Here is a 14200-nt window from a genome sequence, read left to right as displayed (position 1 = left end):
ATGCCGCTGCGAATCAGCATCTTTTAACGTGACGTGATCACTAAAAAGTCGCTTACAGCAAACGGCATAGCCTTTGTTAGAAACCCTCATTAGGAACACTTTTCAGGGGCACAGGTTCGGGGCAGCGAGAACGCCGCGACCCAGGAGGGACGCGGCGGCAATTGGCCACATCGAATGGCGGTAAAGAATCTTAATGCTGGTGAAGGCTTATAGCTTTTAGCTTATAGCTTAAAGCGCTCTTCAATCACCGGCCAGGCGGGATCACCGTCGGTGGCGGCTACATCAGCGAGCATCGCTTCAATACGCTCTGGGTGGTCGCTAATCCACTGCTCCGCGACATCGGATAGCGGACGTTCCTCCTGACCAAACGCCTGAATCATCCCGCTTTGCTCTTCGGCGGTGAAGGTAAATTGCTCGAAAAACGTGACGATATTGGGATTGGCTTTTGCATAGTCGTTGCGCAGAAGTGTCAGCACGTCGCTTTCGCCGTTGTTCTCACCGAATAGATTTTCGGGATCTTCCAAGTAGCGCATCGGCAGTTCAAGGTTCATCCAGTGAGGCGTCCAGCCAACCCAGACAATCGGCTCTTCCCTTGATATCGCATCGCGTGCGGCGGACAGCATGCCTACTTCGCTGGTATCAACTATCTGCCAGTCACCCAATCCCCAGGTGTCGTCATCAATCGCTTGATGGAGAATTTCACTGGCCGCAGAGCCTGCGCCAAAGCCATGTATTTTTCCATCGAACTGATCGCGATTCTGGTCAAGGTCTGCAAAGCTTTGAATACCGCTTTCATACAGGTATTCCGGCACTGCCAAGGTCATTTGCGCACCATCAACATTATTGGCGACGTCTATGAGGACCCCCGATTCTTTACGAGGGTTAAACATATCTCGCTGGGCGGGCAACCAAGCGCCTAGAAAGGCATCGATATCACCGCTTTCAATACCTTGGTAAACCACCTGTAGGCCGATTTCCTGCGTGCTAGTCTCGTAGCCTAATGGGTTCAATAGCTGCTCGGCGATAGCGGTTTTGACCGTAATGCCGGGCCAGGCGGGTACACCAAAGTCGAGGGTTTGATCGTCTGCCTGAACGGTCGACGCAAATAGTGTGGTGGTGACGAGGGCAATGCCTGATACGAGAGGTTTAAGCCGTGTCATGCGATCTCCTTGCTAAAGTTTACTGTGGAACAGATTTTATTGTGGGACAGATTTTGTCGTGAAATAGGCTTTATGGGCGAATAGATGTTGCAAGCTAAGCGGTGATTATTGAATACCGCTAGACGTTGCGGGCCAGCACGCGCAGGCGTGAAGCCAGCATGTCGCGGTCTAGGTAGGTGCCCTGCAGATGGCGTGCGCCGCTGTTGGGGTCGAACTCGCGCCGACCATGAAGCACGCGGCGATTATCAAACGCCACCATCTGCCCAGGGAGAAGGGTGAACTCCATCTCGTGTGCTTGGCTGTGAAATAGCTCCCACAGTAGAGCGTAGGCGCTGTACCAAGCATCCATCTGTTCCACCGGTAGGTGAAGTGCGTCGCGAATCCAGTTATTCAAACGTATCTCAACCAAGTTATCTGCGCTATCCAGCGTAATCACCGGCGCTCGCATAGAGATATCGTGGGTTTCATCCTGGAAGCGAAAATCAATCGGTGTCTCGCTGAGAATGGCTAACGCTGCTGGATCCTGCTGGCGCAAGGCTTCGACGACGCGGGCGCCATCTGCAAACAGCGATTCGCCACCGCTGGCGTCGTTTTGCAGGCAGTAGAGCAACTGAATATCCGGCGGCTGGCGCCAGTTGGGCAAATCGATATGCAGCGGTAATCCTACCGCCGTATAAGCCGCGTTGTTAGGATTGGGTTTTGAGCGCACATCGAAGCGAGCGCCAAAGTTGGTGGCACGCAGCGGCCCTATGCGCTCAGCCAAGCGGCTGACTTCCTCTTCTACCAGGGGGCCATCTGTCATCAGTGCCAAGCCATCGCGTAGCATGGCGGTGAGCCAGACTTTCTCACCGTGAGGCGTTAAAAAATCGCTGTGACTGATGCGCTCAGGCGCAAAGTTATCGTTCCACGGCTTAACGCTGGGGACCGCTGAGCTCAGGCTCGCTTCTGGGCGGCGTTGATATAGCCAGCCGCTATGAAATGCGCTGACATGCCCATCTTGCCAGTTCAGATGCAGGTGGCCATCCAGTAGTTCAACGCTTGGCGGCTCAGCAATTGCTTCAAGTGGCAGGTAGAGCCTTTCGCGTGTCTGCGGGTGACGGCAGGCTTGGCAGGCGCAGTGGTCGCGCAACCAGAGCAGGGGCAGGGTGGTTTGCTGGCCATCTTGCCACTCAAGTGAGACGCCATATTGGGCAAGCGTTGCCTGGGTGAGTGCAGGACCAGTTTGGTAGGGGGTTAATTCGCCCATGTTGGGTACTTGAGCAGTGTTCGTTATTGTCGTGGGTATCGTTTGTACTGCGCTGTTCATTAAAACTCCGAATAGCTCCCTTGGCAGCAGTGCCTAAAGGGTGATGCCTAAGAGGTGTGCTTAGTTGCTATCTAGGGTGAAGGAGTAGCCGCGCCGGTGACAAACGATTAATCTGGCCCCTAAGACATCGTTTTACTTATAGGTTGCTTTTTCATGAGTCAATTACCGCCGTTGCTATGGCTGCAAGCCTTTGAATCAGCGGCGCGCACTTTGAGTTTTACCGCCGCAGGTAACGAGCTGGGCGTCACCCAGGCTGCCATCAGCCAGCGTGTTAGGCTGCTGGAGGACCGCGTAGGCCAAAAACTGTTTGTGCGCCATGCCCGTAGTTTGACGTTAACGCCCGCCGGGCAGGCATGGCTGCCGAGTATCCACGATGCTTTCGCGCGTATCAGCGAAGGCACGCTAGAAGTCTTTGGCAGCACCTCTGAGCAACCGGTTACGCTGCGCACGACCCCTGTCATTCAGCAGTCCTGGCTGGCACCGCGCTTAATCGCTTTCCACCGTGCCTATCCACAGGTGGCCCTTCGCTTGGTCAGTGCGATCTGGCCAGATGACTTCGGCCCAGAGGGCGCCGACATTGAAATTCGCTACGGCAAAGGGGAATGGGCCGGTGTGGATATGCAGTCGCTGGGTGAGGATCAGCTGATGCCGGTTTGTTCGCCCGCTCTGGCTAAAACACTGGCTTCGCCAAGCGATTTGGCAGGGCATACATTGCTGCATGCGGCAGGGTTTGGCATTGGCTGGTCAGGTTGGCTTCAGGCCGCAAACGTAGCGGATATGGAAGCACGGTGTTGGTCAATAACCTGCGATAACCTGGTGATGACGCTGGCACTAGCCAGCCAGGGCGGGGGTATCGCGCTTACCCATCGACGTTTAATGGAGCGGCGTACGGATCTGGTTGCCCCCTTTGCGCTTAGCGTAGTGAGTGATGAGCGCTTTTGGTTAGTGCGGCCTAATCGTCGTCACGCAGATGAGGATGCCGCCTTGGTTTGGACGTGGCTAGTCGAGTCACGTTAAGACGCTTGTATCGCTGGTTTGATGCGTTGGTGACAGGCATCATTTTTCCAATGTTCTTGCCATTTTGGTGCAACCGTGAAGAATGATGCGTTTTCAATGCTAAAAAAAGGCGTCTGATATATGGAATTTTCTCTTGCAGCGCTAGTGGATCGAGGCAATGGACTGCTGTGGGGCAGCGTGCTGGTTTACTTATTGATTGGTGCTGGTATCTACTTCACCGTTATGACCCGCGGTGTTCAAGTTCGTTATTTTGGCCATATGTTTAAGCTGCTGCGCAGCTCCCGCCAATCAAACGGCGGTATCTCTTCATTTCAAGCACTTTCAACCAGCTTAGCAGCGCGAGTCGGTACGGGTAACCTTGCTGGCGTGGCCGTCGCTATCTATTTTGGTGGCCCCGGCGCCATTTTCTGGATGTGGATGACCGCGATGGTCGGCATGGCAACCAGCTTTGTAGAGTCAACGTTGGCGCAGGCGTATAAAACCGACCATGGCGATAATACCTTTCGCGGTGGCCCGGCCCGCTATATTGAAAAAGGCCTTGGCTTGCGCTGGCTGGCGATGCTGTTTTCAATTTGTTTAATTATTGCGTTTGGATTGGCCTTTAACAGTGTTCAGGCCAACTCCATCGCCCAGGCGATGGAACAGGCATTTGCCATTCCCACCTGGGCCATGGGGTTAGTCTTGATGGCGGTGGTCGCACCGATCATTTTTGGCGGTTTAAAGTCGATTGCCAAAGTAGCTGAGCTGGTGGTGCCGCTGATGGCGCTGCTTTATCTGGTGCTGGCGCTGGTCGTGGTGGGGTTGAATATCAGTGAATTGCCCGCCGCGATCATGACGATTGTGCGCAGTGCTTTTGGTCTTGAACAGGCAGCCGGCGGTGCCGTTGGTTACGCCGTTTCTCAGGCGATAATGAACGGTATTCAGCGCGGGCTCTTCTCTAACGAGGCGGGTATGGGCTCGGCACCCAACGCCGCGGCAACGGCTTCTACCCGGCCGGACCACCCTGCCGCGCAGGGTTTTATCCAAATGCTGGGGGTGTTTTTAGATACCCTGGTCATCTGTACGGCAACGGCGGCGATCATCATTATGGCCGGGCCAGAGCTCATGTCCGGTGATGAAAATAATGGCATTCAGCTAACCCAAATGGCGCTATCCAGCCACGTGGGCGACTGGGGCGGCATGTTTGTCGCGGTGGCAATTCTGCTGTTTGCGTTTACGTCGGTTATTGCCAACTACTCTTACGGTGAGTCTAATATTGAGTATTTAGCCGGACGCCGTGCCCCCGTGGCCGTTATGCTTTATCGCTTCGCGGTGCTGGCGATGATTATGGTGGGCTCGGTGGCCAGCCTGGGAGCTATCTGGAACTTCGCTGATCTATCGATGGGGATGATGGCGATTATTAACTTGGTGGCTATTTTGATGCTGTCGCCGGTGGCTTTCTCACTCTTTCGCGACTATGAAGTGCAGTTGAAAGCGGGCAAGGAGCCTACCTTCGATCCCAGCAAGTTCCCTAAGTTAGCCAATAAGGTTGACCCTAAGGCTTGGCCGAAAAAGTAAAAAGGAGGTTGTCGTCATGGCTCGACCGGAACTACTCGAACAGATTTACACGATCGTCGATCAGATTCCGCCTGGCCGTGTGACCACCTATGGCCGCATCGCTAAAATGACGGAAGGCGCGACGCCGCGCATGGTCGGCTCGGCGATGCGGCATTTGCCGGACGGCCATCAGCTGCCTTGGCATCGCGTGATTGCGGCGTCTTTGAAACTGGCTGATCACGGCGGGGCTGAGCGTCAGCATCGCAAATTAAGCGATGAAGGCGTGCTGTTTGATGCGAAAGGGCGAGTGCCTGCCCATCTTGTTTGGCCTGATTGAGCGCGCCGTGCCGCTTACTAACAACAACGCCGCCCAATGGGGCGGCGTTGTTGTTTAAGCTTATGAATCGGTATTTTGCCCAATCATTAGCTCGTCAGGCTTACCGCCTGATTTCCACGACCAGTCGCGCCAGCGTAAATCGAACAAATCTTTACGACGGTCTTTCAGGTTCGTCACTGAGCCTTCAGCGCGCACGACCGTGAGACGTGTTAGATCCAGATCCGAGAAGAAAATCATCTCGGTATTGGGCGTCGTTTCCGCCAGTACCGCATCGTGAGGAAAGGCGAAATCAGACGGCGAGAAAACCGCTGACTGAGCGTATTGAATGTCGAGGTTTTCAATCGAAGGCAGATTGCCGACGCTGCCGCAAAGCACCACGTAACATTCGTTTTCAATGGCCCGCGCCTGGGCACAGTGACGTACGCGCAGGTAGCTATTTTTGGTGTCGGTCCAGAAAGGTACGAACAGAATGTCCATATCTTGATCGGCCAGCAGACGACCCAGCTCTGGAAACTCTACGTCGTAGCAGATCAAAATGCCGACGCGGCCTGCATCGGTCTGAAAGACCTGTAGCCCGTCGCCACCCTCAATCACCCAGTCGCGGCGCTCCTGTGGCGTGATATGGAGCTTGGCCTGGCGTTCGATGCTGCCGTCGCGATGGAACAGGTAGGCGATATTGTAGAGCCGGTCATCTTCACCGGCTTCAATCATCGAGCCGCCGACAATGTTTATATTGTATGAGACCGCCATGCGCGAAAGCTCGGTCTTGAAGCGTTCGGTGAACCCGGCCAAGAAGCGAATAGCGCCCATTTGATCTTGCTGCGCGGCGCGATCCTGAAGGCCCATTAACGGCGTGGTGAACAGTTCAGGAAATACCGCAAAGTCGCTTTGATAGTCCGACAGCGCATCCACAAAGTATTCGATTTGCTGTAGCGCGGCTTCTGCCGAGGCAAATTCACGCATCTGCCACTGTACGGCGCCTACCCGCACCTGGGTTGGCCGCGTGTCCAGCACGTTCTCGGCTGGCTCAAACAGAATGTTGTTCCACTCAAGCAGGGTCGCGTACCCCTTGGACTGCTCGTCTTCGGGAAGGTATTTGCGCAGCAGGCGCTTGACCTGGAAATCGTTGGCCAGCTGGAACGAGAGGATGGGGTCGTAAATCTCCTTGCGGGAGACTTTGTCGATGTACTGTGCCGGGCTCAGTTCATCGGCATGATGGTAATACTCGGGAATGCGCCCACCGGCCAATATGGCGCGCAGGTTGTGCGAGCGGCACAGCTCCTTACGCGCTTCATAAAGGCGACGGCCCAGGCGGTAGCCGCGGTAGTCCGGATGGATCAGCACATCCAGCCCGTACATCGCATCGCCTTCCTGATTATTGAGGATAATCTCACGATGGCCGATCAGGTCGTCATACTTGTGCGGGTTAGAAAACTCGTCGTAATCCACCTGTACCGTCAGCGCCACGCCTACCAGGTTGCCATCATCTTCAATGGCGATTTGGCCGTCAGGAAACTCTTGAATGAGCTTGTCGATCGTGCGCTTTGGCCAAGCACCGCCAATATCGTGATAGACAGCGTCCATCAATGTCTTGAGCTGATCGTAGTCATCGCTCATTAGGTTGCGCAGATTAAGATGCAGCTCTTCCAGGGACATATTAGGGCTTCCCAGCGTCAGAAATAAACGACCATTCTAGCATTATCGAGCGCGACTCGACTTATCGGAGGTTAAGTCACGTGCGAACGGCCGTGTCAGCGTTTGCGCCATGATCACGCCAGCCAGAATTAGCAGCCCTCCCATCAGATGAAAACTAGCCACCTGTTCGCCTAAAAAAATCATGGCTATCACGGCGCTAAACAGCGGCATTAAATTGATGAAAATGCTTGATTGGTTGGCGCCGATTTGGCGCACCGCGCGCATCCAAAGAAAGGTGGTAATTACTGAGGCGGGAATGCCTGCATAGAGAATCAATCCAATGTTTTGTCCATCGATGGGCGTCATCGGGCCCATCAAGTACGGCGGTAGTAAGAACAAAACCGCAAAACAAACCTGCGCATAGAGCATTACCCAGGGCGGTAAATTCATCGACCAGCGTTTGAGCATAACGCCATACAGCGCGTAGCAGGTGGCCGCCACAACCATCAGCGCATCGCCAAGCGCGACCTGTAAATGCAGCAGTGACAGCGGATTGCCGCGCCCCAGCAGTACCGTAACGCCGATAAATGCCAGCACGCCGCCGATGATACCGCCGAGAGTGGGTGGCTCGCGCAGAATCAGCGCGCTTAGCAGCACTGTTAATAGCGGTACCATCGCGGCCAGGATGCCCATATTCGTCGCGGTCGTCGTTTCTGCCGCGACATAGGCAAGCCCTTGCCATAGCCCCATACCGAGCAGCCCAAGCAGCGCAAGCTTAGGCCACTGGCGGCGAATCTCCGCGCGGTGTCGCAGCACCGCTGGCAGTACAAAGGGGGTCATTACCGCCAGTGCTAATAGCCAGCGTAAAAAAGCGATGCTGCTCGGTGCAATGGCACCTACGCTAAGCTGATTAATGGTCATGTTGCCCGACCAGATAAGCACGGTAGCGAGCGGCGGTAAAAAGTAAATCAAGGGCATAGCAACGTTTCCTTATCGTTAGCCGGGTAATGTGCCGTGAATTCATACGCTGGGCAAGCGATTGACAGAACCCCGCGGGACTATACGTGATGCTCAGGATGTCATACGCTTGTTTGAATAATGGCGTCTAATAATGACTGGAGAAACCTGATGACCCCTGAACCCGCCTACCCGCATCTTTTTCACCCGCTCACCATTGGCCACCTAACGCTGCCCAATCGCGTATTAATGGGCTCAATGCATACCAATTTGGAAGAAGCGCCTAACGGTTTTTCACGCTTAGCGGCGTTTTATGCGGAGCGAGCGCGGGAAGGGGTTAGCCTCATTGTGACAGGGGGGATAGCTCCCAACGCTGAGGGTGCGGTATTTCAGGGTGCGCACGCGCTGACTGATGAAGCGCAGCTGCCTGAGCATCGCCAGGTAGTAGAGGCGGTGCATGCCGCAGGCGGCCATTTATGCATGCAGATTCTTCACGCCGGGCGCTATGCCTATTCGCCGGATTTAGTCGCCCCTTCGGCCATTCAGGCGCCGATTAATCCTTTTATGCCCCGGGCGCTGAGCAGCGAAGACGTTGAGCAGCAGATAGCCGATTACGTTCGCTGCGCCCAGCTTGCGCAACGGGCGGGTTACGATGGCGTTGAGGTGATGGGCTCGGAAGGCTATTTGATCAATCAATTCATCTGCCAGCGGACCAATCAGCGCGACGACGAATGGGGCGGGCCATTTGAGAACCGGATGCGCTTTGCCGTCGATATTGTCCGTCGCGTACGCGCGGCGGTAGGGAATAGCTTTGTGATTATCTTCCGCCTCTCGATGATTGATTTGGTTGAAGACGGCAGCACCTGGGAGGAGATCGTCACGTTGGGGCAGGCGATTGAGGCGGCCGGGGCCGATGTGATCAATACCGGCATCGGCTGGCACGAAGCCAGGGTGCCGACCATTGTGACGAGCGTTCCGCGGGCGGCCTTTACCGAGGTGACCCGGCGTATTAAGTCGGCGCTCACGATCCCGCTGATTACCACCAATCGGATCAATATGCCGGACGTTGCTGAGCAGGTGCTGGCGCAAGGCCACGCTGACATGGTGTCTATGGCGCGGCCGTTTCTGGCCGATGCGGCCTGGGTGAGTAAGGCGCATGCAGGCCAGGCAGAGGAGATCAATACCTGCATTGCCTGTAACCAAGCCTGTTTGGATCACACCTTTGCGGGAAAGCTGACATCCTGCTTGGTTAATCCCCGCGCCTGTCATGAAACCGAGCTAACCATTGCACCGACACATGCGCCCAAGCACATCGCCGTTGTGGGGGGCGGGCCTGCGGGGCTAGCCACGGCGGTGACGGCGGCCAGTCGCGGGCATCACGTGGTGCTGTTTGAGCGGCGTAGTGAACTAGGCGGTCAGTTTAACTATGCGCGCAAAATTCCTGGTAAAGAGGAGTTCAACGAAACGCTGCGCTATTACCGCGTCATGCTTGCTAAATATGCCGTAGAGGTACGTTTGAACACGGCAGCCACGGTGCAAGCGTTAACGGGCTTTGACGAGGTGGTGCTGTCTACAGGGGTTCAGCCTCGCGAGCTAAGCTTGCCAGGTCACGACCATGCCACGGTGCTTAGCTACGCTGAGGCGATTGAATCCCCTGAACGAGTAGGGCGTAGGGTGGCGGTGATTGGCGCAGGAGGCATTGGCTTTGATGTCGCTGAGCTGTTAGCACACCAGGGCCATGCCGCGCAGGATATCGATGACTGGTGCGACGAATGGGGCGTTGATTTAGCCGTAGGTGAGCGAGGTGGGTTAAAGGCGCCCACGCCGCCAGAGGTTGCCCGTGACATAGTGATGTTGCAGCGTAAAACCTCTAAGCCGGGTAAGTCCTTGGGTAAAACAACCGGCTGGGTGCACCGCGCTTCGCTTAAGCAGCGTGGCGTGAAGATACTAACCGGCTGTGAGTATCTCAATATCGATGACGCCGGTTTACATATCCGGCGAGACGGCGTTGATCAGCTGCTTGCGGTAGATAGCGTGGTGGTGTGCGCCGGGCAGGAGTCGGTGCGTGATTTATTGACGCCCCTAGAGCAGGCCGGGATGGCGGTGCATATTATCGGCGGTGCTGATGAAGCCAGCGAGCTGGATGCCAAGCGGGCGATTGAGCAGGGCACTCGTCTGGCCGCGCTTTTATAGCGTTAAGTGCATCAGAATGTATGGATAAGCAAATGCTTAAAAAGCGCGGGTGACGTTAGCCTATAAATGGCGATAGACTAAATGACCATTTAATAAGGGATTTCTTGGCCTATTTATTAAGCGTAACTAGGCATTAAAGGCGCTGGTGGCACCCAGCCTGCGCCGTAAGATCGCCAGATATAAGGACAAGCGTCATGACCTCGGAGTGTAGCCCGCGTTTTTTAGCCAGTGATAACACCTCAGGCATTTGCCCAGAGGCGATGGAATATCTGCTTGAAGCCAACCGTAGTGACGATCTGGCCTATGGTAACGATCTTTGGACGGCCCGCGCCGCAGACCGTTTCCGCGAGATGTTTGACTATGACTGCGACGTTTTCTTTGTTTTCAATGGGACGGCCGCCAACTCGCTGGCGCTTTCCGCAATGGGGCGCAGCTACCACAGCGTTATTTGCCATGAATTGGCCCATATCGAAACGGATGAATGCGGCGGCCCTGAGTTTTTCTCCAACGGTGCGAAGCTGCTGACCTCTCCAGGTGCAAATGGCAAGCTAACGCCTGAAGGTATCGAGGCGCTGGTCACTAAGCGAAGCGATATTCACTATCCCAAGCCCAAAGTCGTATCGCTGACGCAAGCAACCGAGGTGGGAACGCTTTACTCCCGCGAAGAGCTCATGGCCATTCGCGCCATTGCCGATAAACACGACCTGCGCCTGCATATGGACGGGGCACGCTTTGCCAATGCCTGTGCAAGCCTCAATGCCACGCCGGCAGAGCTAACGTGGCAGGTCGGCGTGGATGCGCTGTGTTTCTCTGGAACTAAAAATGGCTTGGCATTTGGCGAAGCCATTTTGTTTTTTAATCGTGAGCTTGCCGAAGATTTCTCTTACCGCTGTAAGCAGGCCGGCCAGCTGGCTTCTAAGATGCGCTTCGTATCGGCGCCGTGGCTAGGGCTGCTGGAAAGCGGTGCCTGGTTAACCAATGCCCAGCATGCGAATGCCATGGCCCGCTATCTATCGGAAGGGCTACAGGCGCTGCCAGGCGTGTCGCTGATGTTTCCAACCGAAGCCAACAGCGTGTTTGTCGAACTGCCGCCCCCGGCGATTGAAGCGTTGAAAGCAAAAGGCTGGACGTTCTATACCTTTATTGGCGCCGGCGGCGCTCGCTTTGTGTGCGCTTGGAACACCACCGTTGAATTGCTAGACGCGCTGTTAGCCGACGTGAGAGAGGTGATCGCTTAGCTCTCATTGGGCTGGCTTAACCGCCGGGCGCCGGGCCGATCAGGGCGATATTTCTCGGCTGGCGCTGGTAAAGCCCATCAGTGACATGTCCATATCAATGCGTTGGCCGTCCGGCGAGATGGCACTTACGGTCGCGGTAGTGCCGCTGCGCAGTTGCTGCAACATGCTCGACTCCAGCGGCAGATCGGCTCGGCAGCCTTGCTCTTGGCAGAACTGGTAGGGGAAACCGACCGGCTCGTTGTTATCTACCTGCAGCTGCATACCTGACGCTAGGTTCACCCCCAGCGGCATCACAAAGGCCATCACCGGGCTATCTATCTGAGGCGAACGGCCGACCATTGCTCTCATCAAGGGTTCATTGCTGTCAGGGTTGTTGACTATCTGGTTCATGGTGCAGCCCTGCTGCTGACCGGACCCGGAGGGGCATCTCACTTCCCAGTCCTGAAAGCGTTCGGTGTCGAAGTTCGGGGCGCTTTGCTGCTGGGCCTGGGCCGTTGAAGTAGCGATGGCGGCGAACAGCGGTAACAAAGCGGTCATCAGCACGCGACGAATTTGCATGAAGTCATATCTCCGGGGGTTAAACAGGGCTTAAAAACAGGGCTTAAAAACGGCTGCCCTAAAGAGGTCGCCGACAAGCGATTAAAGATTACCTGCATTCGAACATGATGCAAGCCTAGGGTTCCAGTATCGCGTTCAAATGTCGGCCGCGATGCCTCGGGGCACTTTAAACCTTTTCGACCCTCTAGCGTTGAAGGTTTTAGTCATCACTTTTTGCTAATACTGACTACGCTAAAAAAGCGACACCTCGTTTGGCACGCCGTTGCGAAACACTTGGCTTGGCGGTGACTGTCCGGGGATGGGCCACAGGAGAGTGCCATGAGCATCTTTGATCACGTTCAAGACCGTTTTTCCCGCGTTCAGCAAGAAGACATGAGCCTGGAGGAGTATTTGGCGTTGTGTCGTCGTGAGCCAGCAGTGTATGCCAGCGCTTCCGAGCGCATGCTTGAAGCGATTGGCGAGCCAGGCGTAGTGGATACTGCTAAGGACGCACGGTTATCGCGTATTTTTTCCAATAAAGTCATCCGCCGTTATCCTGCCTTTGCAGAGTTTCACGGTATGGAAGACGCCATTGAGCAAATTGTGGCGTACTTTCGGCATGCGGCCCAGGGGCTTGAAGAGCGCAAACAGATTCTCTATCTCCTCGGCCCGGTAGGTGGCGGTAAGTCATCGCTAGCGGAGCGTCTTAAGCTGCTCATGGAGCGCATTCCGTTTTATGCCATTAAAGGCTCACCGGTTTATGAGTCGCCGCTGGGGCTGTTTTCCCCGGAAGAAGATGGCGAGCTATTAGAGCAAGAGTACAAAATTCCACAGCGTTATTTACGCAGCGTGATGTCGCCTTGGGCGGCAAAGCGGCTAAAAGAGTACGGCGGCGATATCTCTCAGTTTAGAGTCGTGCGTTTGTATCCTTCGCGACTCCATCAGATCGCTATTTCTAAAACCGAACCCGGCGATGAGAACAATCAGGATATCTCGTCGCTGGTGGGCAAGGTTGATATTCGTCAGCTAGAGCTTTATTCCCAGGATGACCCCGATGCCTATAGTTTTTCCGGTGGCCTGTGCCGCGCTAACCAGGGGCTGATGGAGTTTGTTGAGATGTTTAAAGCGCCTATCAAGGTGCTTCATCCCTTGCTCACCGCAACGCAGGAAGGCAACTACAACCCTACCGAAGGCATGGGAGCGATCCCGTTTGACGGCGTTATTTTAGCTCACTCTAACGAATCTGAGTGGCAGGCTTTTCGTAATAACCGTAACAATGAGGCTTTCCTCGATAGGGTCTATATCGTTAAGGTGCCGTACTGCCTGCGGGTGTCGGAAGAAATCAAAATCTATCAAAAGCTGCTTGAAGACTCTTCGCTTAACGCCGCCCCCTGTGCGCCGGACACACTGCGCATGCTGGCGCAGTTCTCTGTGCTGTCGCGGCTTAAAGCACCGGAAAACTCTAATATTTATTCAAAGATGCGCGTCTACGACGGCGAAAATCTGAAAGACACCGACCCGCGCGCTAAATCGATTCAGGAGTACCGCGACGCGGCCGGTGTGGACGAGGGCATGCAGGGGCTGTCTACCCGCTTTGCGTTCAAAATTCTGTCTAAAGTGTTCAACTTTGACAGTGTTGAAGTGGCGGCTAACCCGGTGCACCTGCTCTACGTATTGGAACAGGCGTTAGAGCGCGAACAGCTGCCGTCGGAGGCGTTTGAACGTTATTTAGGCTTTATCAAAGAATTTATGGCACCGCGCTATGTGGAGTTCATTGGTAAAGAAATTCAGACCGCCTATCTCGAATCCTACAGCGAATATGGCCAGAACATCTTCGATCGCTATGTCACCTATGCCGATTTTTGGATTCAGAATCAGGAATACCGTGACCATGAAACCGGCGAGCAGCTAAACCGCCAATCGTTGAACGAAGAGCTAGAGAAAATCGAGAAACCCGCGGGGATTTCGAACCCGAAAGACTTTCGACATGAGGTGGTTAACTTTGTGCTGCGGGCGCGAGCGCAAAATAACGGCATGAATCCAAGCTGGCAGTCTTACGAAAAATTGAAAGGCGTTATCGAACACAAAATGTTCGCCAATACGGAAGAGCTGCTGCCGGTGATCTCGTTCAATGCCAAGGCTTCCCGGTCGGATCAGAAAAAGCACGAAGATTTTGTGGCCAGGATGGTCGAGCGTGGCTACACCGAGAAACAGGTTCGGCTGTTATCCGAATGGTATTTGCGTGTACGCAAGTCTCAGTAAGGGGCAGCGTACAAGAGCCGCG

Annotated in this window: 11 protein-coding genes; 6 read left to right on the top strand and 5 right to left on the bottom strand. The window is 54.9% G+C overall.

Going from position 1 to position 14200, the window contains the following annotated elements; genetic code table 11:
- Nucleotides 1-221: 221 nt before the first annotated feature.
- Together KUO20_RS10840 and KUO20_RS10835 are read right to left on the bottom strand one after the other, a co-directional pair.
- The gene (locus KUO20_RS10840) at nt 222-1160 is read right to left on the bottom strand and encodes an ABC transporter substrate-binding protein (protein WP_235039876.1); all 939 of its coding nucleotides are present in this window, start codon (nt 1158-1160) and stop codon (nt 222-224) included.
- Nucleotides 1161-1278: 118 nt separating this feature from the next.
- Entirely contained in the window at nt 1279-2466 is a 1188-nt protein-coding gene (locus KUO20_RS10835; protein WP_235039875.1) for a TauD/TfdA family dioxygenase, read from the bottom strand.
- Between the two features lie 153 nt (nt 2467-2619).
- Between KUO20_RS10835 and KUO20_RS10830 the strand changes: the two genes are divergently transcribed.
- The 3 genes from KUO20_RS10830 to KUO20_RS10820 all read left to right on the top strand — a co-directional run bounded on the left by KUO20_RS10830 (nt 2620) and on the right by KUO20_RS10820 (nt 5356).
- Entirely contained in the window at nt 2620-3483 is an 864-nt protein-coding gene (locus KUO20_RS10830) for a LysR substrate-binding domain-containing protein (protein WP_235039874.1), read from the top strand.
- Nucleotides 3484-3603: 120 nt separating this feature from the next.
- Nucleotides 3604-5040: an alanine/glycine:cation symporter family protein gene (locus KUO20_RS10825; RefSeq protein WP_235039873.1), complete on the top strand. Its 1437-nt coding sequence runs from the start codon at nt 3604-3606 to the stop codon at nt 5038-5040.
- A gap of 16 nt (nt 5041-5056) precedes the next feature.
- Nucleotides 5057-5356 carry an MGMT family protein gene (locus KUO20_RS10820; RefSeq protein WP_235039872.1) on the top strand — a complete coding sequence of 100 codons (300 nt, stop codon included), beginning with the start codon at nt 5057-5059 and terminating at the stop codon, nt 5354-5356.
- A gap of 60 nt (nt 5357-5416) precedes the next feature.
- Here the strand turns inward: KUO20_RS10820 and KUO20_RS10815 are convergent, their stop codons facing one another.
- Both KUO20_RS10815 and KUO20_RS10810 read right to left on the bottom strand, forming a co-directional pair.
- Complete coding sequence (locus KUO20_RS10815) at nt 5417-7012, bottom strand: bifunctional GNAT family N-acetyltransferase/carbon-nitrogen hydrolase family protein (protein WP_235039871.1); 1596 nt, start codon at nt 7010-7012, stop codon at nt 5417-5419.
- A gap of 42 nt (nt 7013-7054) precedes the next feature.
- Complete coding sequence (locus KUO20_RS10810) at nt 7055-7969, bottom strand: DMT family transporter (protein ID WP_235039870.1); 915 nt, start codon at nt 7967-7969, stop codon at nt 7055-7057.
- A 150-nt stretch (nt 7970-8119) separates the two neighbouring features.
- Here KUO20_RS10810 and KUO20_RS10805 point away from each other — a divergent pair, with 150 nt between their 5' ends.
- Both KUO20_RS10805 and KUO20_RS10800 read left to right on the top strand, forming a co-directional pair.
- On the top strand, nt 8120-10141 hold the full coding sequence (locus KUO20_RS10805; RefSeq protein WP_235039869.1) for an NADPH-dependent 2,4-dienoyl-CoA reductase: 2022 nt from the start codon (nt 8120-8122) through the stop codon (nt 10139-10141).
- Nucleotides 10142-10335: 194 nt separating this feature from the next.
- Nucleotides 10336-11379: a threonine aldolase family protein gene (locus KUO20_RS10800; protein ID WP_235039868.1), complete on the top strand. Its 1044-nt coding sequence runs from the start codon at nt 10336-10338 to the stop codon at nt 11377-11379.
- Nucleotides 11380-11418: 39 nt separating this feature from the next.
- Here the strand turns inward: KUO20_RS10800 and KUO20_RS10795 are convergent, their stop codons facing one another.
- Nucleotides 11419-11937, bottom strand: a complete 519-nt coding sequence (locus KUO20_RS10795) for an invasion associated locus B family protein (protein WP_235039867.1) — start codon at nt 11935-11937, stop codon at nt 11419-11421.
- Between the two features lie 318 nt (nt 11938-12255).
- On the opposite strand from KUO20_RS10795, the gene KUO20_RS10790 reads away from it, so the two are divergent.
- Complete coding sequence (locus tag KUO20_RS10790; protein WP_235039866.1) at nt 12256-14178, top strand: PrkA family serine protein kinase; 1923 nt, start codon at nt 12256-12258, stop codon at nt 14176-14178.
- Nucleotides 14179-14200: the final 22 nt, after the last annotated feature.

Origin of the sequence: Vreelandella profundi (assembly GCF_019722725.1) — a bacterium.
Classification (GTDB): domain Bacteria; phylum Pseudomonadota; class Gammaproteobacteria; order Pseudomonadales; family Halomonadaceae; genus Vreelandella; species Vreelandella profundi.
The sequence above is the reverse complement of the archived record's forward strand: the minus strand, read 5'-3'. Positions and strand labels throughout refer to the sequence as shown.

Coding starts and splice junctions, on each gene's coding strand:
- KUO20_RS10840 (WP_235039876.1), bottom strand. CDS start 1,160: ATGACACGGCTTAAACCTCTCGTATCAGGCATTGCCCTCGTCACCACC.
- KUO20_RS10835 (WP_235039875.1), bottom strand. CDS start 2,466: ATGAACAGCGCAGTACAAACGATACCCACGACAATAACGAACACTGCT.
- KUO20_RS10830 (WP_235039874.1), top strand. CDS start 2,620: ATGAGTCAATTACCGCCGTTGCTATGGCTGCAAGCCTTTGAATCAGCG.
- KUO20_RS10825 (WP_235039873.1), top strand. CDS start 3,604: ATGGAATTTTCTCTTGCAGCGCTAGTGGATCGAGGCAATGGACTGCTG.
- KUO20_RS10820 (WP_235039872.1), top strand. CDS start 5,057: ATGGCTCGACCGGAACTACTCGAACAGATTTACACGATCGTCGATCAG.
- KUO20_RS10815 (WP_235039871.1), bottom strand. CDS start 7,012: ATGTCCCTGGAAGAGCTGCATCTTAATCTGCGCAACCTAATGAGCGAT.
- KUO20_RS10810 (WP_235039870.1), bottom strand. CDS start 7,969: ATGCCCTTGATTTACTTTTTACCGCCGCTCGCTACCGTGCTTATCTGG.
- KUO20_RS10805 (WP_235039869.1), top strand. CDS start 8,120: ATGACCCCTGAACCCGCCTACCCGCATCTTTTTCACCCGCTCACCATT.
- KUO20_RS10800 (WP_235039868.1), top strand. CDS start 10,336: ATGACCTCGGAGTGTAGCCCGCGTTTTTTAGCCAGTGATAACACCTCA.
- KUO20_RS10795 (WP_235039867.1), bottom strand. CDS start 11,937: ATGCAAATTCGTCGCGTGCTGATGACCGCTTTGTTACCGCTGTTCGCC.
- KUO20_RS10790 (WP_235039866.1), top strand. CDS start 12,256: ATGAGCATCTTTGATCACGTTCAAGACCGTTTTTCCCGCGTTCAGCAA.